Here is a 26,713-nt window from a genome sequence, read left to right on the forward strand (position 1 = left end):
TCCAGAGTCTCGCCGCCTGCGCGACGCTGCCTGAGGCCATCAGGCCAAGGGCGTACTAAGTCCAGTTGCCAGCGTGGTCGCGGACTCGGTGCCCGCCTGCGGCCAGAACAAGGAGGAGACCCATGACAAAGCCCGGACTATGCGGCCTGGTGCTGGTGTGCGCCCTGCTGGGGTGCAGCGACACTGCATTCGACGATGTCCGCGAGTTGACGACTGCCGAGGACCAGGCGCCACAATGGCTGGCGGCCTGGGGCACCACCCGCGAATCTGTAGATAGCTACGCTCTAGCCCCGCGCGAGACCACCGCGCGGAATATCGTGCGCTTGACGGTGGGGGGCGAAGCCCTGCGCATTCGCCTGTTCAATCTGGACCCCGCGCAACCCATCACCATCGCGGCGGCCAGCGTGGGCATTCGCCAGCCCGGTACCCGGGCCGATATCCAACCCGACAGCTTGCGCCCGCTGAGTTTTGATGGCGGCGCGCCCGGCGTGGTGATTCCTCCCAACACCGCCTCGTATTACAGCGATCCGGTGAAATTGGCTGTATGTAGCCAAGACGACATTGCGGTGAATCTCTACATCCAGGGTGAGAACAACCCCCCTGAGTTCGGTACCTCCTGGAATGAGTCTTACAAACTGCCCAACCGCAGCGGTGACGGCACCGGGCAAAGCTCCGGCGAAAACTTCCGTCTCATCGACGATACCCCGGCACAGTTTCCGCCCGGCTTTCCGGTGCGCTGCAATGGTTGCCGGCCTTATGCCTTGCGCGATGTGGAAGTGCTCACCAAAGAGGCCAGTGGCGTGATGCTGTTTTTGGGCAGCTCCAGCCTGCATGGCATGAATACCTCACAAAACCAGTTCCTCCGGGTGACGGATGTGCTCGCCCTGCGCATGCGCGATGAAGTGCCGATGGGGCAGCGCCATAGCATCATCACTCGCGCCATCAGTGGCGATACCCTCGGCGAGGCCATGCGGAACCGGCTGGATATCGATGTGTGGCCAACGCCCGGCCTGCAATCCTTGGTGGTGTGGGTCACTAACGACCTCACCGACGACCCCGCCGATGTGGTCATCGACCGCTACCAAACCTTGTTGGCCGAGGCCCATAGCCGGGGGGTGAAAGTGTTTTGCCCCACCTGGCTACCCGGTGCCAACTCCCTCCAAGCCAGCCTGAACGGTGAGCGTGCCAAGCTCAACGATTGGATATTGAGTAGCGGGGCCTGCGACGGCGTGGTGGATTGGAATGCCCAAATCGAAGCGCCCGGCGGGCTCACTATGCTGCCCCAATACAACAGCGGCGACTTCATTCACAGCAATGATGCTGGCCATGCCGCCTGGGCGGCCGTAACTCCGCTGCAACAATGGTTGGGCGGGCAAAGCCCCGGCTCGCGCTGAGGCTAGAGATCATATGGCCCTGACTGAGTCTTGACCGACTTGGCTTCAGTCATGCTTTTCCGCACTGACCGTAAAGCCGCGGCTGGCAAAGGGCAGCCAGCATAGATTGGCTGGTAGCGTCGCAAAAAGCAGACAGCCTAGGCCCGGGTTGATAGCAATGTGCCGCAGGTTCTCCGCGAAGGGTAGGGAGGTCTCACCCGACCTAAACTATAGGCCTCACCCTATCGAAACGCCCTTCCAACGTGGGTTTTGGCTTCAAAAAGTAGCGGCTTGAGAGATCTGCTTATGGGGCCATGCGGGTGCCGTCTACAGCTGAGATTTTTCGAAACTGTATCTAATGGCAGACAGGACTCGGTTTGCCTGGGTTCTCATCGACGTGTGATCCACCTGTGATCTTTCGTAAGAATCTGAAATAAAAGACAAAAAATGAATTGGCATGCTTGCTGCCCTGAGTCTGGCGACTGGCTGTGACGATGCCTGCGCCAAAGCGGGCTCGTCTAGCCGTTGTTTTCGCCATAAACACAAAAAGGACGAACCGATGTACAGGACACAGCAGCGCCTATCCCGCAGCCTACTGACCCTAGCCGCCCTCCCGCTGGCCGCGTTGGCGCACGATTACTCCTTCATTGAAGGGGGCTACGTCAGCATTGATAACGGCGCCGAAGATGAGGGCGGAATTCGAATCGGTGGCTGGATTCCCCTGGCGCCGCAATTCAACCTCATTGCCGAATACGCCGATGCCGATGAGTTCAACCAGCTGAGCTTTGGTGGCCAATTCCATGCCCCACTGTCACCCCAGCTGGACTGGACCGCTGGCGCGACCATGGAAAGTATTGAAGTAGGCCGCGCCGATGATACCGGCCTGGGCTTGCGTGGCGGACTGCGCTGGCAAAGCACCAGCGGGCAGTTCGAGGTCAATCCGGAGATTCGCTTTGTCGACGTGTTCGAGGACGAAAGCACCTCCTTGCGCGTAGCCGGCCTAGCGGCGATCAATGCTCAGCTCTGGTTGCAGGGCGCCGTGCAAACCGGAGATGACGACCGTATGGAGCTTGGCATCCGCCACGGCTTCTGAAACCCGCCCATCCCGCATGAAGAACCGTGCGGGGACCCCGTACGGATTTAGGAGGACAGTATGAAAACCACCCCGAATGCAGGCTTGAATTTTGCGGCCACGATACTGGCTGCGACCGCCCTGGCCGCCTGTAGTAGTAACCCCAAGAACACCAGCGTGTCGGCAGAGCCCGCGCCCACGCCAAACCCGGCGGCGCAAAGCTCCCAGCAGGGTTTTGCTTTGCAGGAGCGGGAGCGCCTGGAGGCGCAGCAGCAGGAAGCGCGAGATGCGGCGGCCGACCAGCGTGTGGTGTATTTCGAGTTTGATCGTGCCACCCTTTCGCCTGAAGCGCGGCAACGGGTCGCAGCCCACGCCCGCTATTTGCTGACGGACCCTGAGCTACGCCTTCGCTTGGAAGGGCATGCCGATGAGCGGGGTACCCGCGAGTACAACATGGCCCTGGGCGAGCGACGTGCCAAGGTCATCGAACAGGCTCTACGCTTGCAGGGTGTTGCCCCTGCGCAGATTGCCGTAGTGAGCTACGGCGAAGAGAAACCGGTGGTCGTTGGCGCTGACGATGAACAGTCTTATGCGGCGAATCGGCGCGTGGAGTTCAACTTTTTAAGCGGTGAGCTGGCAGATCTGCCAGCGCCGGATCCGGTCCTCACCTCAGTACGGTAATCCCCAAGTCCCAGGTCTCCAAGAGCCTACTGAGGTGTGTAGGGAAATGCCGGCTGTTACTTCGGCTCAAGTCTCTCTCCCTAGAGTGAGCCCTTAACCATCGCAGGATCGCAGCTGCTGCGACGCGATCTGTGGCCAGCAGTGTCCCTACGGTAAGCCCCGTTTCGCCAAGACGAAGCGGGGCTTTTTTTGGTTCTTCGCACAGTGAAGCGTGGATTGACGTGGTTATCGATTGGCAGCGGCTCACTCAGGCCTGAGCTTGTTATGTACTGCGCCGTCGCAATCAGCTGTCCTACCGATTGGTCCCAGGCCTTAATAATGGTCCATTTGCTGAGGCTTGTTCTCCGCGTCCATCCGGCTCACCCCTGCGGGTTACACGCCGCTGTGATCCGGTTCAATCCGGTCTGTGCTCCTGCGGCGAGCCACTGGCTTCACGTGCTGATTTCTTCAGCATTTCCCTAACTACTTCGGTAAATCGCGAAGCGCCTTTTGTTACACGATTGAAAGTCCTTCCCCACCAAGCGCGAGGGCGGATCGGGCCATTCAGGCGCTGGAGCGCAAGCTTTCTAGGATGCTACAGGCCCTGCAGGGTTATGGCCGCGTGCTTAGTCCTCGGATTGGGGCCAACTCCTCGCAGAACTTCTGCGCGAGGTTGGCCATTGCGAGTGCTCAGCCCGCAACGAAGCTGCGGTCGCCGAAGGTTTCTGAGGACGTAGTTTCCCATGCATGGAGGGGAGGCCTTTGTTCCTTGATCGCTACGGTAACGGTGGACTATGGCTGGCCAACCGCACCGAGCTGTACAGGGCCTCAACCTGGGGGGCAGACACAAAAAAAACCGGCTTTGGCGCGCGTCCAAAGCCGGTGTGGTGCTGAGCTCATGGTGAGCGTACTAGAGCACCTGATAGGCCCAGCATAGGTCCATCATCGGGCGATGTCAGAGGGGTTGGATTTCATCTCCAATCACGCGTACCGAGTCACCTTCTTGCAGGCCGCTGAGGTCAGCAACTGTGATGGTGCGTGATTGGCCATTCGCCAAGTCAATCTCCACCTCGTACACAGTCTGAGCGTTTCGTTGACGCTCAACTTCCGAAGCTGCAGCCGCACCACCGACAGCGCCTACGGCCGTGGCCGCATCTTGGCCGCTCCCCGAGCCAACTTGATTGCCCACAACACCTCCGATGACTGCGCCTGCAATGGCGGCGGCAGCGGATGCTTCCCCTTTGACTTCGCGACTACTGATGTCGGAAACGGTGCCGCAATCCGCACATGTGGCTTGGTCATCTCCCTGGCATCCGCTCAGAGCAACGAGGGAGCTGACAGCGATGACAGCAATGCCACCGCTCTTGACTAGGCGCTTGAATGTGTTCATCAGCGTGATCCTCCTTCAATTAGTTTCGCAGCTTATTGGGCGTCGTCGATTTCGTCGCCGACTTCTTCCACGCCTTCTTCAACACTTTGTTGAAACTCCTCTACGGGGTCTGGATCATCCATCCAGGCATAAAGGCCAAAAGCAGCGGCTGCAATAGCGGCGCCGACGACAACGGGTTTAAGGTTATTCATGTGTTCTCTCCTAAAGTTTCTTCAGATAAAGGTTGTGGATGTCCCTGTGGTCAACACGGGTGTTACCGCGTTTGCCGACTCAGGGCGTTGTTACAGGTCTTCTGCGTTTGATGAGCCTTCGCAAAGGCGTGGCCTAGACAGGCGGTCTACGCCCGGAAAAGGCATTGGCCACCATGAACACTGCGAACAGCACCAAAAATACAAAGAACAAAATTTGGGCGAATTCGGTGGCTACCGCGGCCACTCCAGTGAATCCGAAGAAGCCAGCAATTAATGCAACGACTAGAAACATCAAGGCCAAACGAAGCATGTGACACTCCTTTTTTGTGAGTTCACTGCTGATGGGGCAAAGCCTATGCCAACTCGTTTTTGGCTGATCAGGGTTGAAAGACCTGCCGGATAAGCGGGCGTTTATCCAGAAAAATCCAGCTAAGACAGTGGTCTACGGCTCATTCGTGGCCAGTTAGAGTCGGTCCGGGCGGGCTGCGTGAGCAGCGCTGAGCTTCAAGAGAATGTCGCAAAATGGCGACAATACTGCGGCTCTTGTGGGTGGCAGCTTGCCGCGTCAATGGGAACTGTCTGCATGAACAGACAGTTCTGAAGGCTCAAGAGCTGAGCTGCGGCATTTACCCCGCAAGAATCTGATGCCAGGCGCGGGGTGAGGGGTTGAGTTCGGTCATGCTGACCTTCAACACCACCAGTGCTGGAACGGCCACAAACATGCCGCCGATGCCCCACAGCCAGCCCATGAAGACGATGGACAGCAAAACAAACATCGGATTCAGAGACAGCCGCTCGCCCAAAAGCGACGGTGTGAGTAAGTTGGCTTCGATACCGTTAATAAGCAGATAGCTCAGCCCTGGCAGCATCATCCAGAGCAGTTCCTGATGGGACACCGTGGCGGCGATAGTAATCGCAAGGGTACTGACGACCGTGCCTAGGTAAGGGATAAAGTTCAGGCCGCCCGCCAGTAGTCCCCAGAGCCAAGCGTCTGGAACCTGCATCAGGCTGAGCATGGTGCCGGTCACCAACCCCAGCCCGACATTGATCAGGCTGACAGTGACCAGGTAGCGGGTATACCCGCGTTGCACTTCGCGCACCACGCTGATCCAGCGTCGCTGCGCCTCGGCCGTACCTGCGAGACGCACCGCGCGTCGCACAAGCTGCGGGCCGGTGGTGAGCATGAAGAACAGACACAAAAGGCTGATAAAAAAGGCATAGGCCACGTCCATAGCAGCACTCGCGGCCCGCGCGGTGGCGTTACTTTGCTCCACCTTTACGCGAACGGGCTGGTCACGCTCACCGCTGACTTCATTGGCAATAGCCTCGACCTGAGCAGAAGTATCACTGAAGCGTTGCAGGCGCTCGCTCAAGCCACCGCCCTCCTGCTGCAAGATGGCCAAGGCTTTGGGAACCTCTGCCGACCAGCGTTCCAATGGGCTGATCACATTGGCCGCCACCACCAAGATACCGGCGCCGAAACATAGAGTGACACCGAGGGCGGCCGCCAAACGCGGAATGCGCCAACGCGTCATGGCGGTGACCAACGGTGCCAGCAAGAGGGTGAGCACTAATGCAATGGCGACGGGCAGCAACGGCTCGCGCGCATAACGCAGTAAAGCGATGCAGGCCAGAAGATTGAGCCAACCAATACCCGTTCCAATCATGCTCGTCCTACCCCTCACGGGCTCTGCGCCCTGATCTCCACGCACTCACACTGCCGGGTGCGCCTGGTGTGTTTCTGGTGACTCGCACGCATGATGCCAGCTTGGCCTCTACCGCGGCAGAGTCTCGTGACGAGAACCGGTGGGCGTGTATGGTGGGGGCAAGCACAACAATGAGTCGTTTTCTGATGAAGATTATGGAGGGGTGGATTGGCCTTTGCGTGGGTTTTCTCAGCATGGCCATTGCACCCGTATCCGCTGAGGTGAACCCGCGTGATGCACGCTTCGAGGTGCTGGACAGGAATCATGATGGTGTGTTGACGGAGCTTGAGGCGGGCATAGAAGGGCAGCAAAAAATGCGTTTGCTCTGGCACAGCCAGGACCGCGACGATGATGGCCGCTTGGATGCCGTTGAGTACCGTGCCTTCGAAGAACTCGCTGATGACTACACAACACCGCCACCCCCTGTGCTGTCCAGCACGCTGTTGAGGCCATAAATCGACCCAGGGCAGGCATAGCCGAAGGCTTTATGGGCGGCCCGCTAGGGCTCGCTAAAATCCTGCAGCTTCGGTCAAATGGTTTACGCATAAACTAATATGGTTTATGCTTAAACTTCATGAGCTTCGATCGCTGAGATGAGCCTGAGATTGCAATCCTGGATGGCCGTGGTTGTGGCCTACCAGTCGTGTACGCGCAAATACAGCCAGATGTTGGAGGAGTTTGGGCTCACGGCCCCACAGTTCGACGTGCTGTTGGCGGTTGACGCACTGCAAGCCCAGGCAACGCCCAAGCATATTGCGCAGCGTCTGCTGGTGACCAAGGGCAACGTTACCGGTGTGTTAAGCCGTCTGGAGTCCGCGGGTCTGATAGAACGCCGGCCACACGCGCAGGATGGGCGGTCTATGGTGTGCTCGTTGAGCGCAACCGGTCAGCACACTTTGGACCTGGCGCGCCGCGCGGCCGCAGCCTTCATCGAGCAACAGCTGGCGCCCTTTGACGATGAGGCGGTGAACCGAATTGGGCAGGACATGCGTCGCATGACACAGCATCTGCGCAACCTGGACCCAGTGGCGATTGCCCAGCAGGTCAGCAGTGCGGCGGAGCGTGGCGCATGAGCGGCGCTGCGCTGACCCGGCGCACGACTCCGCCACCGAGCCTCACCTGGTTGGAGCTACGCGCTCTGGGTGATCTGGCCCGTTTGCCGCGCACCTTGGCATCGACCTACTGGCGGCGTCCCCAGACCTTAGGGCAGGGGCGAACCGTGGTGGTGCTACCCGGCTTCGGTGCCGACGATCGTTCCATGTGGCCGCTACGCCACTATCTGCGCCGCTATGGTTTTGATAGCCGCGGGTGGGGGCTGGGACGGAATCTCGCCGGTTTAGATCGACCCCATCGCCTCCAAGATGTGAGTTGGGGGCTGAGCTATGCCGGCCCTTACCGCGGCGAGGCTGGTGTGCCATGGCTCTGCGACCTCATGGTGCAAAGCGTTCGCGATCTGGTGGATGCCGAGGGGGCTCCGGTGTCGTTAGTGGGATGGAGCCTGGGGGGCACCATTGCCCGCGAAGTCGCCAGGGATCTACCGGGGGTGGTGGATCAGGTGGTGACCTTGGGGTCTCCGGTCATTGGGGGGCCGAAATACACCCGCGCGGCCGCAACCCTCCAGCGCAGAGGCCTGAACTTGGATTGGATTGAAGCGCAGGTCGATCAACGCAACCGCAAGCCTCTGCCATGCCCAGTGTCGGCCATTGTCAGCCCCACCGATGGCGTGGTGGACCTGTCCGCAGCGGTGTGTCCCCAGCAGGCGAATACGCGTTATCACTATGTTGATGCCGCTCATCTAGGCCTGGGTCTGAACGCAGCTGTGCTCGACATTGTGGTGCGGGAGTTGGTGTCCAACGGAGAAGGCCCGTGAGCCACCCCGAGTCCTCCCCCATTGTGCTTGTTCCCGGTGCGTTGAGCGGAGGGTGGATTTGGAAGGACAACTTCGCCCACGCGTTTGCCCAGGCCGGCCATCCCGTTCTCAGCCCCAGTTTTCGCGGGCATGGAGCACCCTGGTGGCAACGTAATAGGGCGAGTTTTGAGGACTACCTGGATGATTGCCAGCAGGTATTCCAAGACGCCGCCCAGCTCGGGCCGGTACACGTTGTGGCCCATTCTCTGGGCGGGTTGCTCGCCCTGCATGCGGCGGCGCGGATCCCTGTTGCGGCCATGGTGTTGTTATCGCCGGCCTCCCCTTTGGGAATGCGGCGTAGTCTGCAGATGCTGGCGCGGCGCTCACCGCTCAGCGTGGTCAAATTCGCTGCGGCCGCAAGCGACGCCCGTCTCACGCGTTTCGCAAAGCCGCCCATGGGCATTTATTCGGATACCTGCTGCCCGCAGCGCAGCCTGGCTATTACCTCGCAGTTGCAGTCCGAATCTTTGCGCGTGCTCAGCCGTCTGCTAAAGCCGCCCAAACTCAGTGGCGATACGCTCAACCCCGACAGCATTCTTTTTGTGGGGGCGCAGGGTGACCACATCATTCCCGCGGCTGAGGTTACCCGGGCCGCGCAGGCCTTAGGGAGTCCTGTGCATATTTATCAGGGCCTGAGCCATACCTACCAGGCCGAAGTCGCGTGGCCGCAGGTCGCAGCGGACGCCTTGAGCTGGTTCTATGAGCGCGCTAAGCCCCAGAGCTATTAACGGGCTCGGGTATGGCTTGGCGAAGAAGGCGCATGCCAATCCACCAGCTCGCGCAGAATCGCGGTGGCGTAGCTACCCGCATCTAGAGCAAAGCGCAGTTGTAATGAATGCGCATCTGGCCATTCCCATTTCAGCTCCGTGGGTCGCAGCCGTAGGGGACGGCGGTCATGATCCAGCCGCTGCTTCTCCAGGCCCTCTTTGAGCGCAGGGTCTTGGCTGGCAGCAGTTTGTTCCAACTCGGCGGTTGGGCCTTGAGTTGGCAGAGTATCGCTGCCCCAGAGTGGGCCGGAAGGGTGAATATCCCAATCGTCGGCGCGTTTCTGCAGCGCCGCCAGATTGTCCTCGGCCACAAACCAGGAGCGAGAGCCCGCCAGACTACAAACCTCGCCGGGCAGAACCTGATGCCAGTTGCCGGCCTCCACGCGTGCGGCCAAGACCATGTTGAAAATCTGCGAGCGGGCCGCGGAAATCAGCAGGCCCTGCTGCTTGCGCGGGGTGCGCCTGCCTGCAAAAAAATCCAGGGCTCGCTGGGTGTTCTTGCCCTCGCGGCCAAAGCGTTGCTCGCCAAAGTAATTGGGCACGCCCTGCTGGGCGATGGCCTGTAAGCAGGTCTCGGCGGCTGCGGCGTCGCCTTGCACCTCGCGCAGGGTAATCACAAAGGCGTTGCCGGCCAGCGCGCCTCGGCGCAGCTTGCGCAGGTTGCGGCTCACATCCAGCACCTCGACGCCCTCCTCGGGGAACTGGCTCCAATCTGGCCCCTCGGCTCCGGGAATTTGTACGGAGAAGGTTTGAGTGGTGACCGCGTGACGGTCCTTCATGCCCGCATAGCTCACCGCATTGCGGGGCACACCGGCAAACTCGGCCAGCCGACCGGCCAGCCAATCGGAATTGATGCCGCGCTTGCGCAGGCGCACAAACACATGCTCACCCTCGCCATTGGGCGCAAAGCCCAGATCTTCCACCACCACAAAATCCTCCGGGCTGGCACGCAGCAGGCCGGTGAGAGCAGGGCCGCCGTGGGCAAAAGGCAGTTCAATCATTTTGTGATGCAGGGGCGAAGTCAGGCAGGATTCTGAACCAGATCACTGTTTGCTGCCCGGAGCCCCCCTTGCGTTTCTTGCTGTTTCTTGCCTGGTTATTTGCCGAATTCTGGAGTATTCATCTGGCAAGCCAATATATAGGCGGCCTGGCCGTCTTCGGCCTGCTCATTCTGGTGGCCATCATTGGTAGTCGCCTGATGCAAAGCCAAGGCTTTCGCACCGTGGCCAACATCCAACAGGCCATGCAGAACAACCAGCTCCCAGCGGCCGCCATGCTCGATGCCCTGATTGTGTTCATTGCCGGGCTGCTGCTGGTGCTCCCCGGCTTTTTCTCCGATGCCATCGCCCTGGTGCTGATCTTCAGCGGCATCCGCCGCCGCCTAGCCCGCCGCGTAGAAGCCTTCATGGCCAAGCAATACCCCGACTATGAGGTAGTGGTGATTGAGGGTGATTACATCAGCGTGGTGGAACAAGCCCCACCCAGCAATGACGACGTGATTGAGTACCACCCCCCTGAGGGCGGGCCGGAAAAATCTGGAAATGGCAAGAGCCCGCGCTGAGTGCCAGTGGGTCGGAAGCTCCCACAGGCTTCGATTTCGCCTTTTCCCATCTTTAGGGGGTGCTTGCAGCCGTGAAGCCGGATAAATTGCTTTACCCAGAGCACATAGATTTGCTCGCTGCGATACGAATAATGCTGTAGCCAATCTGAGCACGGAGCTGATCAAGCAGTTTGGGCTGTGTATTGGACATGGCCGCCTATGGGAGGGGAGCTTGACCATCTATCAACGACGAAGCCACCGCAGGACAGACACTGCTAGCCCGCCAACCGGGACTAGACGGACTCTGCCCGCTTGCTATACCGATAATCGCCGTCTAAACCCATCGGCTTGGCCGTGTATGCGCACCGCAAGCACGGTCACTAAGGCCTTTGCCATGGTGCTTCAGGTGCATAGGCGGTCGGGGCGTGGGTATTTAGGCGGCCATAGTCCGTCCAATAGTTCTTAGGCAACATTGGGTTGGGTCAGTGCCAAAACAATGCTGGGCAAAATCTCGAGGTGATTGTGGTAGAGGAATGTCACGTGAACATTTCATATCGCAAGGTGCATTTGATGAGCAATACATTTCAGTGCAGGGTTTTGAGTGGTGTGCTGATGAGCCGACGAAAGTAAGTTTGGCCAGCAATGCCTCCAAGATTCTGTGCGGAGTGCATAACAACGGCCTGTCTCCGGTGGATGATGAAGGGATATACGCGCTCCGCTACTTTCAATCCCTCGGGCATTTTGAAGTTAAGGACGGCCTCAATGATCGTCCAATATCTGGCTTTTTGTTTGAGCGTTGGCTACTGAAAGTAGCAATAAATGTAAGCTTCGGAGGGAATCAGGAGATTGGAGTAGGGATGTCCGAGTCAGAGCCAGGATGGCCGTCGCCTTATCTACTAGCCGTTGTTTTTGGAGATATGCCGTTTTCGCATCACATGGGCGCGTACTTGTTGTGCTCACGGGGCGCTAGAATGGTGAACCCAGGTGCAATAGCGATAGCGCCCATTCAAAAGGACGGAAAAATTGCAGGCTTCTACTTTCATCTCCGAGGAATAGATATATTTCTTTCCCTGTATCCCGGATGCGCGGTGCCGAGTTTGGGGCAGCTAGGCGAATTCACCTTTGAGAAGCACGTTTTGGAGGCAGCAACGGTATACAGACCGAGACAAATAGTCATAGCTTCAGATCAAAACAAGTCCGCTGAAATCAATTTCACGTGGGGTGCGTGAAAAATGGGGACGTCTTAAAAATGGGGACGTACCCCGTTTCGCGTTATGTGTCGCAGAATGGAGGGAGTACCTTGAAAGGGAAAATCAGCCTTAAGGAGTTTATTCTTGGCGTAAAAAATGAGCTTGTTGAGGCTTCGGAGTCTTCGGCAGACAGGCCATTTTTTGAACTGATGGAGGTCAGGCTCGATGCAGCATTTCATCTAGAGGCAAAGGCGGGAGCGAAGTTCAAATTTCTTGTTGAGGCAGGTGGTGAAACCAACGCGAAGCAGCAGCATGCTGTGACATTGGTGTTTAAACCGCTTCCCGTAGCGGCATCTTCGGCGCAATTTGGCGGCGGTGGAGGCAGTGGAGCAGCGCTTCCACCCGGGTTTACCACACCCGTAGCTACTGTGAACATACCTGGATACTTCCCAAACCCCAACGACCCACCTCACCCCGGTGGATTGCCTGGCCAGCCTACTGGCCCAGTGTTTCAGGGAATCGAAGATCTTCAAAACACAATTGAACAGCTCCGAAGGCAAGTTGAGGAGCTTGATTTTTCAGGTCAGTTGGTGCCATGGACTGTCAAGCCGGAAAGTGGGAGTGACCCTGAGGCGAGCGCCTAACAGATCGTATATGGACTCCCCCAGCAGGGCCTTGAGCCAGTAAAAAATGGGCTGTACTCCTATTCACGTGCCTGCAACTGCATCAGACCGACGGTTGAACTTAACCTGTCGAAAAATCACTGAGGAATGGCAAACATGGAGATGGCTAGCGTACTCGAAGCTGTCTGCGAGCGTTTAAAGCGCGAGTACGCAGCGCACACGGTCCTTCTCTATGGGTCGATGGCGGACGGTTCGGCCAATGCCGATAGCGACTTAGATATCGCAGCCTTCGCGCCAGTGGACTCGATAACTCGTATTGCAGAGCTCCATCAAGGCGTATTCGTCGATGCCTTTGTGTACCCCGAGAGTGTGTTGGCCAGCCCCGATGACGAGCATCTGCGCTTTCGTGGTGCCAAGGTGCTGGTGCAGATAGCAGACTCGGCCGAGGCGTTTCTTCAGCGTCTGGATGCCCGATACGCAGCGGGCCCCACACCATTGCCCCCTGACGAAATCACCGCAAGAAGAGTTTGGGCCAAGAAAATGCTCGCGCGGGCCCAACGCGGAGATGTGGAGGGCAACTACCGGCGCGCGTGGTTGCTCACCGCCTTGCTCGAAGACTATTTCCACCTACGTGGGCTGTGGTTTGAGGGCCCCAAGAAAGCCTTTGCGTGGCTGCATGAGAATGACGCCGCCACGCTACGATCTTTTGATGCGGCCCTGAAGCCTGATGCCCCACTCTCCGCAATCGATGTCGTCGTCGCGTGTGTGGTGGGTGATAGCAGCAGGACATGACAAAGAACTAGGCTTGGAGGTGTTGGTCGTCGACGGCCCGCGCGACACGGTGAGGGCCGGCTTGGTTTTGGTTGAGAGGGGGTGTTCTTTTATGCGAGTCGTCACTTAATGAGCCATGAAAAAATCTTGAGAGCAGGGCTGTGGTGCGCAGCCTTGTTCAATGTGCTTGGCGCACTGCTATTTGCATTTCCAGGTTCGTCGGCTGGGCAAGGCCTCGGTCTGCCAGCTGAAGTTCCCATGATCTACCGGACCTTCACTGGGCTTTTCGTCTTGCTGTTCGCTGGTGCCTACGCTTGGTTAGCTGCCAACCGGCCCGTGGTAAAGCCCTTTGTTGTGTTTGCAGCGATAGGGAAGGCTGCCGCTTTCGTGGCGATTGCTTCGTTGTGGGCGTTTGGATACGTTTCAGGTTTGGTGGTGTTCATTGGGTCCGGCGACGCGGTGTTGGCAGCCATCTTCGTTTGGTGTCTCTGGGGCATGAGATTGCCAAATGGACCTGAAGACCTGGAGTAGTACCCATCGGGGTGCGCACAGCATCACAGGTCTCACATCCCTGAACGGCTCCGACTTTGTAGCCTTAGAACAATAGGTGTCTCCATGACATTCCATCACTTGCAAGGGCATTGGGGCCGCGGCGTGGTCATCGCCATGGCGTTACTGGCCACATTGCACCTGAGTGCTTGTGCGACGCACTTGGCGCCTTTGTCAGATGCTGAACAACAGGCACTGATGTCGGTGGGTGCAGATGCCAAACGGATTCAGGCCCTACTGGATGCTCCGGCAAACGAGAAGATTGATGCAATGCTGGTCTTCAAAGATGGCCACATGGTGCTTGAGCGTTACGGCAACGGGTACGACCGCGACAAGCTCCATGACATCCGTTCATCCACCAAGGCCATCACCGGTCTCCTCGTGGGTATCGCCATCGATCAGGGCTTGATCCAGAGTGTGAATGAGTCGATTCTGAGCTACTTCCCCGAGCGACAGGCCACCCACCCTGAGTTTGCGCCCATCCGCATCGTCGACCTGCTGACGATGCGCTCGGGCCTTAATGCAAATGACTGGGACGCGAAGTCGCCAGGGAATGAGGAGCGAATGTATAAAACGGACTCGTGGATCGACTTCTTTTTTGACCTTGAACCAGTGCATGCACCCGGCGAACGCTTCAGCTACTCCACAGCGGGGGTGGTGCTGCTCGGGGAGCTTCTTGCGCGGGCTACGGGCATGCCCTATGCCGAGTTCGCCCATCGCTACTTGTTTGAACCTTTAGGGATCCTCGATTACTCCTTTGCAGCCACGCCTGCTGCCGAGGCTGATGCCGGCGGACATCTCAAGATTCGCCCGGTGGATTTTGCCAAGCTCGGGTTATTAATGATGAACGGCGGTGTATGGGGTGATCAGAGAATCGTGTCTGAAGAGTGGGTGGCTGAGTCGATTACGCCCCGAGTTCGGATTCCGCAGGCACCGCAAACCGGGCCGTATATGGGCTATCTGTGGTGGCAGGAGCCGGTCGATAGTGGCCTCGTCCGGTCGTTTCAGTCGCGTGGAAACGGCGGCCAGTATCTGATCGCCGTCCCGCATGCTGGTCTTCTGGGAGTGTTCACAGGCTCTGCGTACAACAGCCCCAAGCAATATCAGCCATTCCTGTTGATGAAGGATTACCTCATCCCAGCCTTCACCACGGAGCAGCCCACCAATTCAGTAGATTAAGTCTTAGCCGTCCCGAGATTGTCGCTTGTGGAGTGCCCGCTCAGGGAGTCCTAGCTGTTGCCAAGCAAGGTATACGCATCCCAATCATGCGATTATGGCCTGTGGGTTGAGACACAGAAATTGTTGAGGGGTAGCGAGCGCAATGCGTGGTGAAGAGCAACCATTCTGGCTTCGGGCCATATTTCTGCTGGGCGTTAGCCTGTTGTTCACCCATGAGCTAGACGCCATGACCCACAGCGAATGGCGGGTGCTGCCTCTTACGAGCTGGTTGTCGCCGGAGGTGGGGCGGGTCGCCTTCGTGGTTTTGCATGTGCCGCTGTTTGCTTTTGTACTGGGTTGGTTGACCAGTCATGTGCCGGGTAAGGCCATCGCGGCGCAGTTTTGGATTTCGGCCTTTTTGGTGGTGCACGCCGGGCTGCATTTGGCCTTTAGCAGCCATCCGCACTACACCTTTGACGGCATTCTCTCCAACACCTTGATTCTCGGCGCAGCCGTGTGTGGGGCGGTGTATCTCTGGCGGCGGCGTGCTGTGTCTCCGCCGGCGGCGGCGCAGTAAATCACCGGGGCCTGCATCGAGCTAGGAGGCGGACTCATGAATCAGGCAGAGATTGCTGACGGCATCCTGCACCGCTTCGCTGATGTTCATGCGGTGCAGACCTGGGGCGAGACCGCGTTCTTCTACAACCCCGGTCAGCAACTCCCGCGGGGGGTGTACTTCGCCACCCTCAAGAACCAGGACGGCGATAACGACCGTGCATCGGCGCTGTCGCGTCCTGGGGTGTTTCGGTTGAACCTGGGGGTGGGCAAGTCCGCCTATCGGGAGCTGTTTGGCCCGCAGCCAGCGCGCCCGGCCGCCGGCGGCGTGGTCGCTACGGGGCATGATTTCACCGCCCTCGATCAGCTCATGCCGCATCCGGTGTATGGCTGGATGTCCTGGGTCTGCGTGCTGAACCCCAGCGCGCAGACGGTGGCTTCGCTGCGGCCTTTGCTGGAAGGGGCTTACGACTTGGCTGTGGGCAAATTCCAGAAGCGAACACGCGCCCGCTGAGCATCGTGACTCAGCGTTTCGTTGGCGATTGCGTCATAGTCCTCTTGTGATTGCTGCAGGAGGGGTAATGAAGCTTGCGGAACAACTGGGGCTGTGGTCCCGTGCATTAGGGCGTGGGGTGTTCCCGCATCAGTTGAGTTGGATTCTGGATTTGCCAGGGCGGGGGCTGATTATGTCGGCCAAAACCGTGGCCAAGCGCTTGCCGATCTCGGCTGATGCCCAAGTGCTGGAGGTGGGGCCGGGGTCTGGCTATTACAGCCTGGAAGTGGCTAAGCGTATTCCCCAGGGGCAGCTCACTTTGCTTGATATTCAGCAGGGCATGCTGGACAAGTGCGCCCAAAAGCTCAGTGCGGCGGGCTTGAGCAACTTTGCTACCCAGCTCTCGGATGGGGCCGTCCTGCCTTTTGCCGATGCCAGCTTTGATGCCATCTACATGGTGACGGTATTTGGCGAGATTGCTGGGCGCGACTCGTTCGTGCGCGAAGCGGCGCGGGTGCTCAAGCCCGGTGGTGTGCTCTCGATTACCGAGCATCACCCTGATCCCGACTTTGAGCATGCCGCCGATATCGCGTCCCAGCTCCAAGCCTTCGGCTTTGAGCCGCAGGCCAAGCAAGGTTGGCGCTGGGCTTATACCCTCAATGCCATCAAGCCATAGGCTTCAGTCCCCGGCTCCCTACCCACCGAAGAGGAACGCAGCCCTATGAAAAATGACATGCGCGCAGCCGGAATTGCGGCCTCGGTTTTGGGGCTGTGCTACGTCTTTGGCTTTGCCATGCTCGCGAGCGTGATGAACCCTGGCGATACCGCGGGCTGGTTGCCGCAGGACAAGCTGGAATTCGTGCTGCAGCGGGCGGCCCTGTTCCAGCTGTGGAATCTGGTGATCTATGTGGTGTTTGGTGTGGTGCTGGTGGTGTTGGCGGCGGCCCTGCATCGCTTGCTCGCGCAACCGCAGTCACTGCTGATGGCGGTAGCCACACCGCTGGGAATGATTTGGGCCGGGCTGGTGATTGCCAGCGGGATGCTGGTCAGTGTGGCGCTACCCGCTGTGGCAGGTCGCTTCGCCGACGATCCCGAGGCGGCTACGCAGCTTTGGAGCACCATCGCCATCGTCCAAGATGGCTTGGGCGGCGGCGTTGAGGTGGTCGGTGGGCTGTGGTTGCTGCTACTCAGCGTAGCCGCGGCTAAGGCGCGTGAGCTTCTGCCGCCGTGGCTGAATATCGTCGGCATCCTGGTGGGTGTGGCCGGCATTCTGACCGTGATCCCCGCACTCCAGGCCTTGGGTGCGGTGTTTGGTCTGGGCCAAATCGCGTGGTTTGTAGGCGTAGGGATTGGCCTATTGCGGCGTGCTCCCTCCACCCCTACAGCAGCGACGCCACCTTAGGTGGTGCTCATGAATTCTTGTCGCCTGGGCGCGCAACCATGACGCCAGCCGTGCTCGCACTGGAGCAGGCCGCTGTGTCCCATCGTGTGCTGGAAGTGGCCAGCTACGAAGGCCCGCAGCGGCAGCAGCGCCTGGCCGACTCCCTCGGCGTGCCCATGCAGGCCATCTTCAAGACTTTGGTGGCCAAGCTTGATAACGGGTCGCTGGTGGTGGCCATCGTTCCCATTCAGGCCGAACTGCAGCTCAAATCCCTGGCCGCGGCAGCGGGGGCCAAAAAAGCGGTGATGGCCGCAGCGCAGGAGGCACAAGCCGCCACTGGCTATGTGCTGGGCGGGATCAGTCCCCTGGGGCAGCGCCGGCGATTGGCGACATTCGCCGATCAGAGCCTGGCCGCGCATTCTCTGGTGTATGTCAGCGCCGGCCGGCGCGGACTGGAGTTGGAGTTGGCGCCCCAGGATTTGATTCGGCTGTGTGGCATCACTCTGGCTGGACTCGCGCGGCCCAGTTGAACGCCTGTCACAGTGAGGCTTAGCTCTCCGGGCTGTCTGATCCTGGCATTTTCTCCACAAACAGCGTCCGCGTGGGGTAGGCGAAGTCGATGCCGGCTTCGGCAAAGCGCCGAACCAGGGCCAGGTTGATGCTTTGCTGGGTATCCATGTAGAGGTTGTATTCGGGGGTCTGCATCCAGTACACCACCTCGAAGTCATATGAGGATTCGCCAAAGGCGAAGAAGTGCGCGCGATCAAAGCGGATGTCTGGAATGGCTTCGATGATCTCGCGCACCATGACCGGGATCTGCTCCAGCAGATCCGGCGGTGTTTGGTACAGCACTCCAAATTTGAACAGAATCCGCCGTTCCCGCATGCGTTTGTAATTGCGCACGCGGGCGCCGAGCAGGTCACTGTTGGCGAACACCAGCTGTTCGCCCCCCAGGCTGCGCACGCGGGTGGTTTTGAGCCCCACGTTTTCGACCGTGCCGTAGAAGGTGTCGACCACAATGAAATCGCCAACCTCGAAGGGCTTGTCGATGACGATGGACAGCGACGCAAACAGATCGCCCAGAATGTTCTGCACCGCCAGCGCGACGGCAATACCGCCCACACCTAGGCCGGCCACTAGAGCGGTGATGTCCACGCCGAGGTTATCCAGTGCTAGCAGTAGCACCACCGCCCAGAGCACCACACGGCCCACAAAGCCAATGGCCGAAAAATGCGTGGTGGGCTCGTTGTTACTGGCCGCTTCCGCTCGTGACTCGCTGATCCAGAAGCTCAGTCCGGCGGTGCCCCACACTCCCACTTGCGCGAAAAGGCTGATGGCACTGGCACCACCGAGGAGCTGATTGAAGCCCTGGGGTAGTTCCAGCATGCGGGTGCCCAAGTACAGGGCCGGCAGTGTGAGCAGCGCCTGATGGGTGCGCCCTACCACCGCTGCTAGGCCGCGGTTGAGGGTGCGGCTGGAACCGGTTGCCAGACGCCGCAGCCGCCCGATGATGAAGCGTCGAACAATGCTCACCACCAAAAAGGCGCTGATGGTGATGCCGCCGGCGCTCAGCCAGACGGCCAGAGTGTTGTTCCAGACGCTGGTGTTAAGGGTGTTCAAGTCCACGTGCACAAGTCCAAAAAGGTATTTCAGGCATAGCTTGCTGCCGCACCTTGATGCATCTGCCAGTGCGTATCAAGTTCGCCCGCTGCCCACGGGGCTTTGTTTTGCCGTTTGGTGCCCGTCTCCATCTTGGGAGCCTTTGGTGGAATACTGATTGATTGGTGGCGGGCCGATCCCGAGCCACTGAGCGTAGCGGGAGCGGCTGAAATCCTTGGTCAGGTCTTTATGATGATGGCGAGCCGCGGCACTGCCTTGAGCAGATATCAAGATGTGCGCTGAAGCGGCAATCTTCTACATGGATTGGATGGAGGAGTTGATGGATTTTGGCTTGAGTCAGCCGCTATTACTGGCCTTATTTGGCTTTGTCATCTTGCCCCTGTTGTGCATGGGCGCGGAGCGGCTGTGGCCCCAGTATCCGGACGCACGCCGGTTCCGAAGCGGTTTTGTTTCAGATCTTGTTTGGTACGCCGTCCAAAGCGTCGTCTCCCGCAGTATTGCGCCTTGGGTGGTGTTTGTTGCCGTCTTGCCGGTATTTATCATTGCTGACCTTCCTTTGGATAACTACTGGGCCGGCTTTGGTCCCGTGGCTCAGTGGCCGTTTTGGCTGCAAGTGTTGGTCGTCTTTGTCGTCGCAGACTTTCTGAGTTACTGGCAGCATCGGCTATTCCACCAGCCAGGTTTTTGGCCGGTGCATGCCGTACATCACTCCTCGGAAAATTTAGACTGGCTCAGTGCCACCCGTTTCCACCCCTTCAATGAAATCGGCGCCCAGCTGGTGTACGTGGCACCCCTGATTGCACTGGGGTTTAGCCCCACCGCGTTCGTGGTGCTCGCGCCATTTACGGCAACCTATGCCGTGGTTTTACATGCCAACGTCAATCTTAGCTTTGGTCCCTTACAGTACTGTTTGGCCAGCCCCGTGTTTCATCGTTGGCATCATTCTCAAGCCGTGGAAGCGCAAGACAAAAACTTCGCGGGTTTTCTGCCGGTGTGGGATGTGCTGTTCGGCACCTTCTACCACCCGCGGGGGCGACTGCCGCAGCAATTTGGTGTTAAAGACCCAGTGGGCGAGGGCTTCTGGCGGCAGCTGACCTACCCCTGGAGAGCTTAGCGCCCCTTAAGTGGAGTTCGTCGCACATTTGCGAGTGAGCACAGGGTGTGCCGCTAAGCGCTCGCGCAGAGGGGCTCGTATATTCAACGGACTCCTCGTAAGGGACACTCATGGGCCAAGGTAGTGACTGACCCAAATGCGATTGGTATCCACTGTTGCAATGCGAACGCTTTGAGTAAGCCGTAACGACAGCGTCTTTGGCGATTAACCCGCCGCACCTTTGTTGCGAAGATAATCCGTTGCTGGCTGCTAGCTAGCCTTCCGACTCTGGTCGACGGTGACTTCTCGCACTGAGCTTTAGCTCGCTGTTGATCAGAGATTTCAAGGAGGATCACATTCAGCTGTTCATGAACAGCCTACTGAGCGGAGGCTATGAACTGGTGAGCCCATATTGGTACGACCTTCAGGAAGGCCATGACTAAGGGGCTGTATCGGGCAGGCTCATCACCCACTGCGCAATCAACTGTGTCGCATCAGTATGGATCACATGACTTGCCAAGGGAGGCATCCGCCGGTCGTCGGTAGCTTGCATGCGTAGGAGAAGCACACTGTTTTCCGGTACTCCTGGCGCCACAAGTTTGGCCTCGTCGATGCCAAAGTCATCCAGGGTTGCGGGTTGGTTGATGAGATTGGTCTCAGCAAGTGGGACCTCATAGCGCAGGTCTATGGTCGAGCGTAGGGGGACATCGGGGTTATGGCAGCTTGCGCAATTTGCATCTAAATATGCACGAGCTCGATCTTCAAGAGTGAAGTCTGGGTCGTCTATGGCTGGCATCACAGCTAGATTGTCTGGTGCGCCGGGTGCGGGGCTGAGTAAAGCGACTTCAGAAAGCGCTAGCAGTTGATTCATGGTTTGCGCTGGATAGTCATAGCTGCGGTTCAGCTGGGCGGTCTTCAAACCCAAGGCAAATCCAGTAGAGCCGTTGTGGCAGCTGATGCACTCTGCCCTAGAGGGAATGTCATAGGTCTGCTGGGTCGGCCCCTCAGCCGTCGTGATGGCCAGCTGCAAAGCTAGAGGCCCGGATAAAAGCTCGGCGTCGGTATGCTCTTCATTCCAGGCGTAGCTGAAGCCAAGCCACCCATCGACTCGTTTGAGAAGAATACGTGTTTCAAGTGGGGTTAAAGCATTGGATTCGTCGGTGAGATTCAGGTCCATGGCGAAATGTTTCACTAGAACCGATCCTTCAGGGAACACCCAGGCACCGTCACTGGAGTAGGCGATGGTCCGTTGCTCCGGAATCGCAAACCAGCGTTGCTTTACGGCGCCGTCCGACCAAAGCTCAGTGTTGACCTCGTAAGGAATCATTCCCGGTTGTGCTTTGAGCGGGGCGAGTGAGGAGAATATTCCGGTCTGTGACAGCTTTTGCGGTATGGCCGCACATGTGTCGTCACTGCAAGAGTCGTCAACATCAAGTGTTTGAACGATGCCTTGGCCTAAGTTGACGAAATAGGGTTCATCGTTGATGGCTTCGAAATCCACCATGCTGAAACCACCCGCTTGATCTGTAACAAGTGCATGCTGAGGCGAGGAGCTGCGCGTATCGAAAGACCATAAATTGCCGGAGATAAAGTCGCCGAATAGGAAATGCCCGAACAAATGGGGTAGGCGACTCCCGCGATAGACGAAGCCCGCGGTGACTGAGCGTCCCTCATCCCGGCCATATTGAATGACAGGCATCACCAGGTCGTTGCTGTCATAACCAAAATCAGTCTCTTCCAATGGCATGGTGCCCTCGAAACTGGGCCAGCCATAGTTGGCTCCGGGGATAACCTGATTGATCTCCTCGAAGCTATCTTGGCCTACGTCTCCAACCCACATGGTCCGGGACACCTCATCAATACTGAACCGGTGAGGGTTGCGCAGACCATAAGCCCAGATTTCTTCCCGTACGGGCTGGCCCTCACCAACTACGCCAGCTTGCTCTAGTCCTGCCCCTACAAAAGGGTTGTCCCCAGGAATGCGATAAGGCAACCCTTGAGCGACGTCTATGCGCAGGATGGAACCGAAGAGGTTGGTTCTATTCTGCGAAAAACCACTGCCAAACCAGGTGAAGCCGTCCCCCAAGCCGATGTACAAGTAGCCATCTGGACCAAAACTCAATTGGCCGACATTGTGGAACTGGCCGGGTTGCTTGAGCAGCAGAATGATCTCTTCGCTGCTGGGGTCCAGCCTGGAAACGTCGTCGGGATCGCGTTTGAAGCGCGAAACAACCGAACAGTGGTCATCGCATTGCACGGGGTCCACCTCAGGCCCAGCCGCGTAACTCAGATAGACGAAGCCGTTGCTCGCATATTGAGGGTCAAACGCAATGCCCACCAAGCCGCGTTCAGCTTCGTCAAAGAGAACCCGGTCCTCAATGTTGAGGAATACCGAGTGAAATTCGACATCCGCACGGTTATCAAAAATGAGCACTCTTCCTCTGTGCTCCACAACTGCAATTTGGTCCTCCGAGGGCGTTGGGGCCATATCCACAGGGCGGTCGAATACCAGTGCAGGAAAAGCCTCCCTTACGTTGACAGTGGTACCTGTCGCCGTGTTGGCCGTTAACCGCAATGTGTCTGGCGCTGATCGGCGTTGAATAGCGGTCGTTGGTACCGGTGTAGGAGTCGTCGGTGGAGGACTGGGGTCTGACTGCTGGGCAGAAACATCTGTAGAGTCGCAGCCGGCGAAAAAAAAGATCAGCCCAGCGCCCGCCAGCCTAGCGATGTTTGCAGCGAATGTGTTCACGTTTTGCCCTCCGTCCCTGTGGAAATGTTCGCACAAAAAATTAGGGTCCACACATGACATCCGGGGCGGATCAGCAAGAAGTGTTACTCAAGCCCCGAGTTTCTGCGGGTAATCTGCCCCCGCGCGCTAATGGGCTGCAATTAACGGCTAAGAATTATGCAGCGCGGTGTTTGGTTTGCCTGAGAGCGAGTCATCCCAATCCTGCGAGGCATTGACCTGGGGCTCGCCGCGGTACGCATCGCTTAGAAGCGAAAAAGTGGTTGGCCGAGTTTCTGGGCTGCGCGGATGAGCTTGAGCTGTTGCCGGGGTGACGCCGAGGAGGGAGTCGGCCTTGCGCGATGATGGCGGCTAAGGGTGTATGGCTGCTTTTGAGCGCGAGAATGCGAAGCCCTCTGCGGCCTCGTCCATGCGCGTGAAAGGGCGTCATTGCTTGAGGAGCGCAGCCGCCCCTGAAGCGGCGGCTGCTGCCAGTCCTGGCGTTAGCGCCCTGTGATCTCGCGCCGAAAAGCCTTCAGAAAACGTTTGATCGTTGCCATGTGGGACGGGCCGGTACGAATGAGCGTTTTTTGGCCCCAGGACAGCTCTTCCAGGGCAGGGTCGGCAAATTCGTAGAGCACTTTGGGCTGAACAACCTGAATGGGGTACTCCACAGTTGGCGTGGCTAGAAGGTGGTCGATGATGGCCACGAGGCGATCATTGAAATACCCGTTGGGGTAGCCCAAATTTTTGTAGGCCTGCTGAAATAATGGGTAGTAGCGTTGATAGAGGCGCGCGGTCTGGGCCGGGTTCAGGCGGTCTAGGGCGTCCACGTAGGGTGTGTACCGCCGGGTGTTGGCCTCGGTGAGGTAGATCACGGCTTCGTCGCCATCGGTGCGCCGGCTAGCCGGTTGGCCGGGCACATGCTTGGTGGGCCGGTAGCTCATGCGGATGGGATTGCCATCGAGGTTTTCCACCGTAACCACGAGGTGCTCGATCAGCGCATCCGGGATCAAAAATTCCGGTAGACCTCTGGATCCAAACAGGGGTTTGGCGTCCTGCAGTAGCACAGCGTCGGATTGGTCCAGTGGTGGTAGAGATACTGGTGTTGGCGTGCTGCGGGGAGCCTGACTGGGCGAGATTGGTTGCGGCTGCTTGCTCGGCGTAGGCGCAGGTGTGGGTGTATTAATGGGATATTGAATGCTGGCCGTGGGGCTAGGGCTGGGCTCAACGGTCACCAAAGGTGTGGTTTCGGCGGGCGCATCGTCGCCGGTTTGCATGAAGAATGCGATGCCGCCGAGAATGACGGCGATCGTCGCAACGCCTGCAAGGGCGAGGCCAGTGTTGTTCATGGGAGGGCTCCAAAATTTGTGCCGCTAGCTTAACGCGAATACTGCGCAGGGTAAGGCGGTGTCAGCCCCTTTCAGGGGCGCAGCTGTGCCGGGGCTTTGGCGCAGGCATGACAGGCCAGAGTGCTCAAACACGATGAGACTAGACTCTTCTAAGGCGGGTGCTGCTGCGGAGCGGTCGCCCTTGGCCGGGCGCAATGCCGCTATCGATAGCCTGCGCACCGCGATGATGTGCGTGGTGATGTTTGGCCATCCGCTGTTGCCCTACACCACGGTGCCGCGCCGTTTTCAGGAGCCCCAAGCGCATGTGGCTTTTGATGTCCTGGGCGTGTTTTTGTACGGCTTTGCCATGCCCGCCTTCTTTGTCACGGCGGGTTTTGCCGGAGCGGCCCTGTATTCCAAGCGCGGGACTGCGACGTTTTGGCGTAACCGCGCCACCCGGATATTTCTACCGTTGCTGTTTGGCTACGTGCTGCTCACACCGCTGACGCGGGCGGCTTATGAGTTTGCTCAGGTGATCGTCGATACCCGGAGCCTGGGGGCGGGGCTGGAAGCTGTTGGCGACTGGAGCTGGTTGCGCTGGGGCAAGGCTTATCACTTATGGTTTTTGGCCTCGTTGCTAGTGTTTTCGGCCCTAATTCAGGCGCTGATTGCCGGCTTTAACCAGGCCTCGCCGCCTATGCGAAAAAGGCTCGCATTGCTGGGGCGTAAAGCGTTACTGGGGCCATGGCGCAGCGCTGTGATCAGCGGCTGGGTGGCTGTGTGTATGTCCCAGGCTTACATTACCGGCACTGGCCAGGGAACGAGTCTAGGCATGCAGCTAGCTGTGTTTAGTTTTTTCGTTGTGGGCTGGGTGTACTTTGCCTTCCGCGACCAGCTATCGGTGTTGAATGATCGCTGGTGGGAGGGTCTTTTCCTAGGCCTGGCCGTGCTGCCCTTATGTGCCTGGTCCACCCTGCACCGTCTGCACTCTGGCGGAGAATGGGACCCGCTTATGGGCGCTCTTGCAGGTCTGAGCAATGCCATATTGGCGGTCACAATCACTTTTGGGCTGATTGGGCTGTTCCAAACTCACATGACCCGCCAGGGTCCTTTGGGGCGGTATCTGAGCGAGGCCTCCTATTGGATCTACCTCATTCACTATCCCATCGTTATTGCGGCCGGCGGCATCCTGGCGCTGAGCGACTGGCCAGCGCTGGTCAAATATATAGCTGTGGTGGCCTTGGCCCTGCCTCTCATTCTGGGTAGTCATGCCTTGTTGGTACAGCGTGGGCCATTAGCTGCGATATTGGGCGGGGGCTCTGCCAGAAGTGGCTCTTGAGCTGAATGACAGCTCAGGGTGCTGTGGCGCTGAGTGTGAGCTGCACTGGAATTGTCATCGACACATAGTCTGCGCCAGGGTCGCTTCCCATGCCCAGGTCGGCGTCGTCACGACGAATCTCAGTATTCACCTCTAACTGCAGTTCGTTGTCGCCTAGCCGGAGTCTGAGCGGTTTTACGGGAATGGGGCGCTGTTTGATCTCCAGCTGGCCCTCAACCTCCCATTGCTCGCCACCGACGGAGCGGATTGCGCTGGAGGAGAAGTAAGCGTAGGGATATTGGTCTACGTTGAACCATTCCCCTTTGCGCAGTGTGCGTTCTTGTAGCCCCACTCCGGTTTGGGCGGAACTGGTGTCGATGCGGGCCAAAATACGACCTTGCTCGGGCTGGGCTGGGTCTAGCCGGATATCGGCCTCCCAGCGACCAAACTCACCTTCAAAAGTGTCGCCATCATGTTCGCCGGAAAAGCTGAGGCGGCTGTTCTCGGTGTTGACTGTCCAGGCTGCTAATGGGTGCTCTGTGCGTTGTTGCCACTGGTTTTGCAAAGCCGAAGGGGTGATCACACCGCTCTGAGCTGCCAGAGGCTGCCAGGTCGCCAGCAGGGTCAGACTCGCCAAGCCCAAGACCACCACAGCGCAGCCCAGCAGGGGGCGCCGGTAGGGTGGAGGCAGCAGCTCAGCACGCAATGCCTGCGGGCTCATCTGGCGCAAGGTGTGGTCACGGCTGACAAAGTGGTGTTTGAGGGCAGCGCCAACGTGAAGCGCTAACAACACTAAAGTGAGCTGAGCCAGAATTTCGTGTGCTTCCATGCTGGCATTCGCCAGTTGTTCGCGTAAACCATGGGCAGCTTGGTCGAGCCCGAGTAGATGCGGGATTTCCACCCAGCCCCAGAGGACGGTAGCCACACTAAAGGCCTGGTCTCCACGCCATTGGGCCGATACATACAGCCAACCGCTAAGCGGAATGCCCAGCATCAAGGCATAAAACGCCCAGTGTGTGAGCTGGGCAGCGCGTCGCTCCCAGGCTGCCCCGACGGTGTTAGCTGCGGGCGGATGGGCCAGTCTCCAGCCCAGTCGTAACAGGCTGAAGAAGAGGACGGTGAGGCCTAGAGATTTGTGCCACTGGTAAACCGATGTGGCCAGCTCTTGGGTGCTGGCCTGGTCAATGGCCTCGTGCATCCACCATCCGGCCAAAATGTTGGTCAGGATCGCGATAGCGATGAGCCAGTGTAGGGAAATGGCGACGCTGTGATAGCGTCGCCATGTGGTGGCGGTCATG

Annotated in this window: 29 protein-coding genes; 20 read left to right on the forward strand and 9 right to left on the reverse strand. The window is 58.6% G+C overall.

Going from position 1 to position 26,713, the window contains the following annotated elements:
* Positions 1-122 precede the first annotated feature (122 nt).
* From KI787_06710 to pal, 3 genes are all read left to right on the forward strand, one after another.
* Positions 123-1,394: a hypothetical protein gene (locus KI787_06710; protein ID MBV6629636.1), complete on the forward strand. Its 1,272-nt coding sequence runs from the start codon at positions 123-125 to the stop codon at positions 1,392-1,394.
* Positions 1,395-1,932: 538 nt separating this feature from the next.
* The gene (locus KI787_06715; GenBank protein ID MBV6629637.1) at positions 1,933-2,466 is read left to right on the forward strand and encodes a hypothetical protein; all 534 of its coding nucleotides are present in this window, start codon (positions 1,933-1,935) and stop codon (positions 2,464-2,466) included.
* A 60-nt stretch (positions 2,467-2,526) separates the two neighbouring features.
* Entirely contained in the window at positions 2,527-3,126 is a 600-nt protein-coding gene (pal, locus tag KI787_06720; GenBank protein ID MBV6629638.1) for a peptidoglycan-associated lipoprotein Pal, read from the forward strand.
* A gap of 934 nt (positions 3,127-4,060) precedes the next feature.
* Here pal and KI787_06725 read toward each other — a convergent pair.
* The 4 genes from KI787_06725 to KI787_06740 form a co-directional block, all read right to left on the reverse strand.
* Complete coding sequence (locus KI787_06725; GenBank protein MBV6629639.1) at positions 4,061-4,495, reverse strand: glycine zipper 2TM domain-containing protein; 435 nt, start codon at positions 4,493-4,495, stop codon at positions 4,061-4,063.
* A 32-nt stretch (positions 4,496-4,527) separates the two neighbouring features.
* Entirely contained in the window at positions 4,528-4,686 is a 159-nt protein-coding gene (locus KI787_06730) for a hypothetical protein (GenBank protein ID MBV6629640.1), read from the reverse strand.
* A gap of 133 nt (positions 4,687-4,819) precedes the next feature.
* Positions 4,820-4,996 carry a DUF1328 domain-containing protein gene (locus tag KI787_06735; GenBank protein MBV6629641.1) on the reverse strand — a complete coding sequence of 59 codons (177 nt, stop codon included), beginning with the start codon at positions 4,994-4,996 and terminating at the stop codon, positions 4,820-4,822.
* Positions 4,997-5,312: 316 nt separating this feature from the next.
* Positions 5,313-6,353, reverse strand: coding sequence for an AI-2E family transporter (locus KI787_06740; protein MBV6629642.1), 1,041 nt, complete (start codon positions 6,351-6,353; stop codon positions 5,313-5,315).
* Between the two features lie 170 nt (positions 6,354-6,523).
* Here KI787_06740 and KI787_06745 point away from each other — a divergent pair, with 170 nt between their 5' ends.
* The 4 genes from KI787_06745 to KI787_06760 all read left to right on the forward strand — a co-directional run bounded on the left by KI787_06745 (position 6,524) and on the right by KI787_06760 (position 9,029).
* Positions 6,524-6,847 (forward strand): hypothetical protein, encoded by a 324-nt coding sequence (locus KI787_06745; GenBank protein MBV6629643.1) that lies wholly within the window; start codon positions 6,524-6,526, stop codon positions 6,845-6,847.
* A gap of 138 nt (positions 6,848-6,985) precedes the next feature.
* On the forward strand, positions 6,986-7,465 hold the full coding sequence (locus KI787_06750) for a MarR family transcriptional regulator (GenBank protein ID MBV6629644.1): 480 nt from the start codon (positions 6,986-6,988) through the stop codon (positions 7,463-7,465).
* Complete coding sequence (locus tag KI787_06755; protein ID MBV6629645.1) at positions 7,462-8,262, forward strand: alpha/beta hydrolase; 801 nt, start codon at positions 7,462-7,464, stop codon at positions 8,260-8,262. The genes KI787_06750 and KI787_06755 overlap by 4 nt, the downstream gene beginning before the upstream one ends.
* Entirely contained in the window at positions 8,259-9,029 is a 771-nt protein-coding gene (locus tag KI787_06760; GenBank protein ID MBV6629646.1) for an alpha/beta fold hydrolase, read from the forward strand. The genes KI787_06755 and KI787_06760 overlap by 4 nt, the downstream gene beginning before the upstream one ends.
* Here the strand turns inward: KI787_06760 and truD are convergent.
* Positions 9,026-10,069, reverse strand: coding sequence for a tRNA pseudouridine(13) synthase TruD (gene truD, locus KI787_06765; protein MBV6629647.1), 1,044 nt, complete (start codon positions 10,067-10,069; stop codon positions 9,026-9,028). The genes KI787_06760 and truD overlap by 4 nt on opposite strands.
* Before the next feature lie 68 nt (positions 10,070-10,137).
* Between truD and KI787_06770 the strand changes: the two genes are divergently transcribed.
* From KI787_06770 to KI787_06820, 11 genes are all read left to right on the forward strand, one after another.
* Positions 10,138-10,629 carry an FxsA family protein gene (locus tag KI787_06770; GenBank protein MBV6629648.1) on the forward strand — a complete coding sequence of 164 codons (492 nt, stop codon included), beginning with the start codon at positions 10,138-10,140 and terminating at the stop codon, positions 10,627-10,629.
* Positions 10,630-11,141: 512 nt separating this feature from the next.
* Positions 11,142-11,837: a hypothetical protein gene (locus tag KI787_06775; protein ID MBV6629649.1), complete on the forward strand. Its 696-nt coding sequence runs from the start codon at positions 11,142-11,144 to the stop codon at positions 11,835-11,837.
* A 71-nt stretch (positions 11,838-11,908) separates the two neighbouring features.
* Positions 11,909-12,442, forward strand: a complete 534-nt coding sequence (locus KI787_06780; GenBank protein MBV6629650.1) for a hypothetical protein — start codon at positions 11,909-11,911, stop codon at positions 12,440-12,442.
* A gap of 135 nt (positions 12,443-12,577) precedes the next feature.
* A complete protein-coding gene (locus KI787_06785) occupies positions 12,578-13,213 on the forward strand; it encodes a nucleotidyltransferase domain-containing protein (GenBank protein MBV6629651.1) in 636 nt (211 codons plus the stop codon).
* 108 nt (positions 13,214-13,321) lie between these two features.
* A complete protein-coding gene (locus KI787_06790; GenBank protein MBV6629652.1) occupies positions 13,322-13,723 on the forward strand; it encodes a hypothetical protein in 402 nt (133 codons plus the stop codon).
* 84 nt (positions 13,724-13,807) lie between these two features.
* Positions 13,808-14,920 (forward strand): serine hydrolase, encoded by a 1,113-nt coding sequence (locus KI787_06795; GenBank protein ID MBV6629653.1) that lies wholly within the window; start codon positions 13,808-13,810, stop codon positions 14,918-14,920.
* A gap of 142 nt (positions 14,921-15,062) precedes the next feature.
* The gene (locus tag KI787_06800) at positions 15,063-15,476 is read left to right on the forward strand and encodes a hypothetical protein (protein MBV6629654.1); all 414 of its coding nucleotides are present in this window, start codon (positions 15,063-15,065) and stop codon (positions 15,474-15,476) included.
* Positions 15,477-15,512: 36 nt separating this feature from the next.
* Positions 15,513-15,968 carry a hypothetical protein gene (locus KI787_06805; GenBank protein ID MBV6629655.1) on the forward strand — a complete coding sequence of 152 codons (456 nt, stop codon included), beginning with the start codon at positions 15,513-15,515 and terminating at the stop codon, positions 15,966-15,968.
* Between the two features lie 67 nt (positions 15,969-16,035).
* Positions 16,036-16,623, forward strand: a complete 588-nt coding sequence (locus KI787_06810; protein ID MBV6629656.1) for a methyltransferase domain-containing protein — start codon at positions 16,036-16,038, stop codon at positions 16,621-16,623.
* A gap of 45 nt (positions 16,624-16,668) precedes the next feature.
* A complete protein-coding gene (locus tag KI787_06815; protein MBV6629657.1) occupies positions 16,669-17,349 on the forward strand; it encodes a DUF4386 family protein in 681 nt (226 codons plus the stop codon).
* Positions 17,350-17,387: 38 nt separating this feature from the next.
* A complete protein-coding gene (locus tag KI787_06820; GenBank protein MBV6629658.1) occupies positions 17,388-17,858 on the forward strand; it encodes a Cys-tRNA(Pro) deacylase in 471 nt (156 codons plus the stop codon).
* 19 nt (positions 17,859-17,877) lie between these two features.
* On the opposite strand, the gene KI787_06825 is transcribed toward KI787_06820, so the two are convergent.
* On the reverse strand, positions 17,878-18,954 hold the full coding sequence (locus tag KI787_06825; protein ID MBV6629659.1) for a mechanosensitive ion channel family protein: 1,077 nt from the start codon (positions 18,952-18,954) through the stop codon (positions 17,878-17,880).
* A 265-nt stretch (positions 18,955-19,219) separates the two neighbouring features.
* Between KI787_06825 and KI787_06830 the strand changes: the two genes are divergently transcribed.
* Positions 19,220-20,062, forward strand: a complete 843-nt coding sequence (locus KI787_06830; protein MBV6629660.1) for a sterol desaturase family protein — start codon at positions 19,220-19,222, stop codon at positions 20,060-20,062.
* 418 nt (positions 20,063-20,480) lie between these two features.
* Here the strand turns inward: KI787_06830 and KI787_06835 are convergent, their stop codons facing one another.
* Both KI787_06835 and KI787_06840 read right to left on the reverse strand, forming a co-directional pair.
* Positions 20,481-22,790, reverse strand: a complete 2,310-nt coding sequence (locus KI787_06835; protein MBV6629661.1) for a PQQ-dependent sugar dehydrogenase — start codon at positions 22,788-22,790, stop codon at positions 20,481-20,483.
* A 479-nt stretch (positions 22,791-23,269) separates the two neighbouring features.
* A complete protein-coding gene (locus tag KI787_06840; protein MBV6629662.1) occupies positions 23,270-24,118 on the reverse strand; it encodes a DUF3014 domain-containing protein in 849 nt (282 codons plus the stop codon).
* Between the two features lie 133 nt (positions 24,119-24,251).
* Between KI787_06840 and KI787_06845 the strand changes: the two genes are divergently transcribed.
* Positions 24,252-25,436: an acyltransferase family protein gene (locus KI787_06845; GenBank protein ID MBV6629663.1), complete on the forward strand. Its 1,185-nt coding sequence runs from the start codon at positions 24,252-24,254 to the stop codon at positions 25,434-25,436.
* Positions 25,437-25,449: 13 nt separating this feature from the next.
* On the opposite strand, the gene KI787_06850 is transcribed toward KI787_06845, so the two are convergent.
* Positions 25,450-26,712, reverse strand: coding sequence for a cytochrome b/b6 domain-containing protein (locus KI787_06850; protein ID MBV6629664.1), 1,263 nt, complete (start codon positions 26,710-26,712; stop codon positions 25,450-25,452).
* Between the last annotated feature and the right edge of the window lies 1 nt (position 26,713).

Source organism: Oceanococcus sp. HetDA_MAG_MS8, assembly GCA_019192445.1.
Lineage (GTDB): Bacteria > Pseudomonadota > Gammaproteobacteria > Nevskiales > Oceanococcaceae > MS8.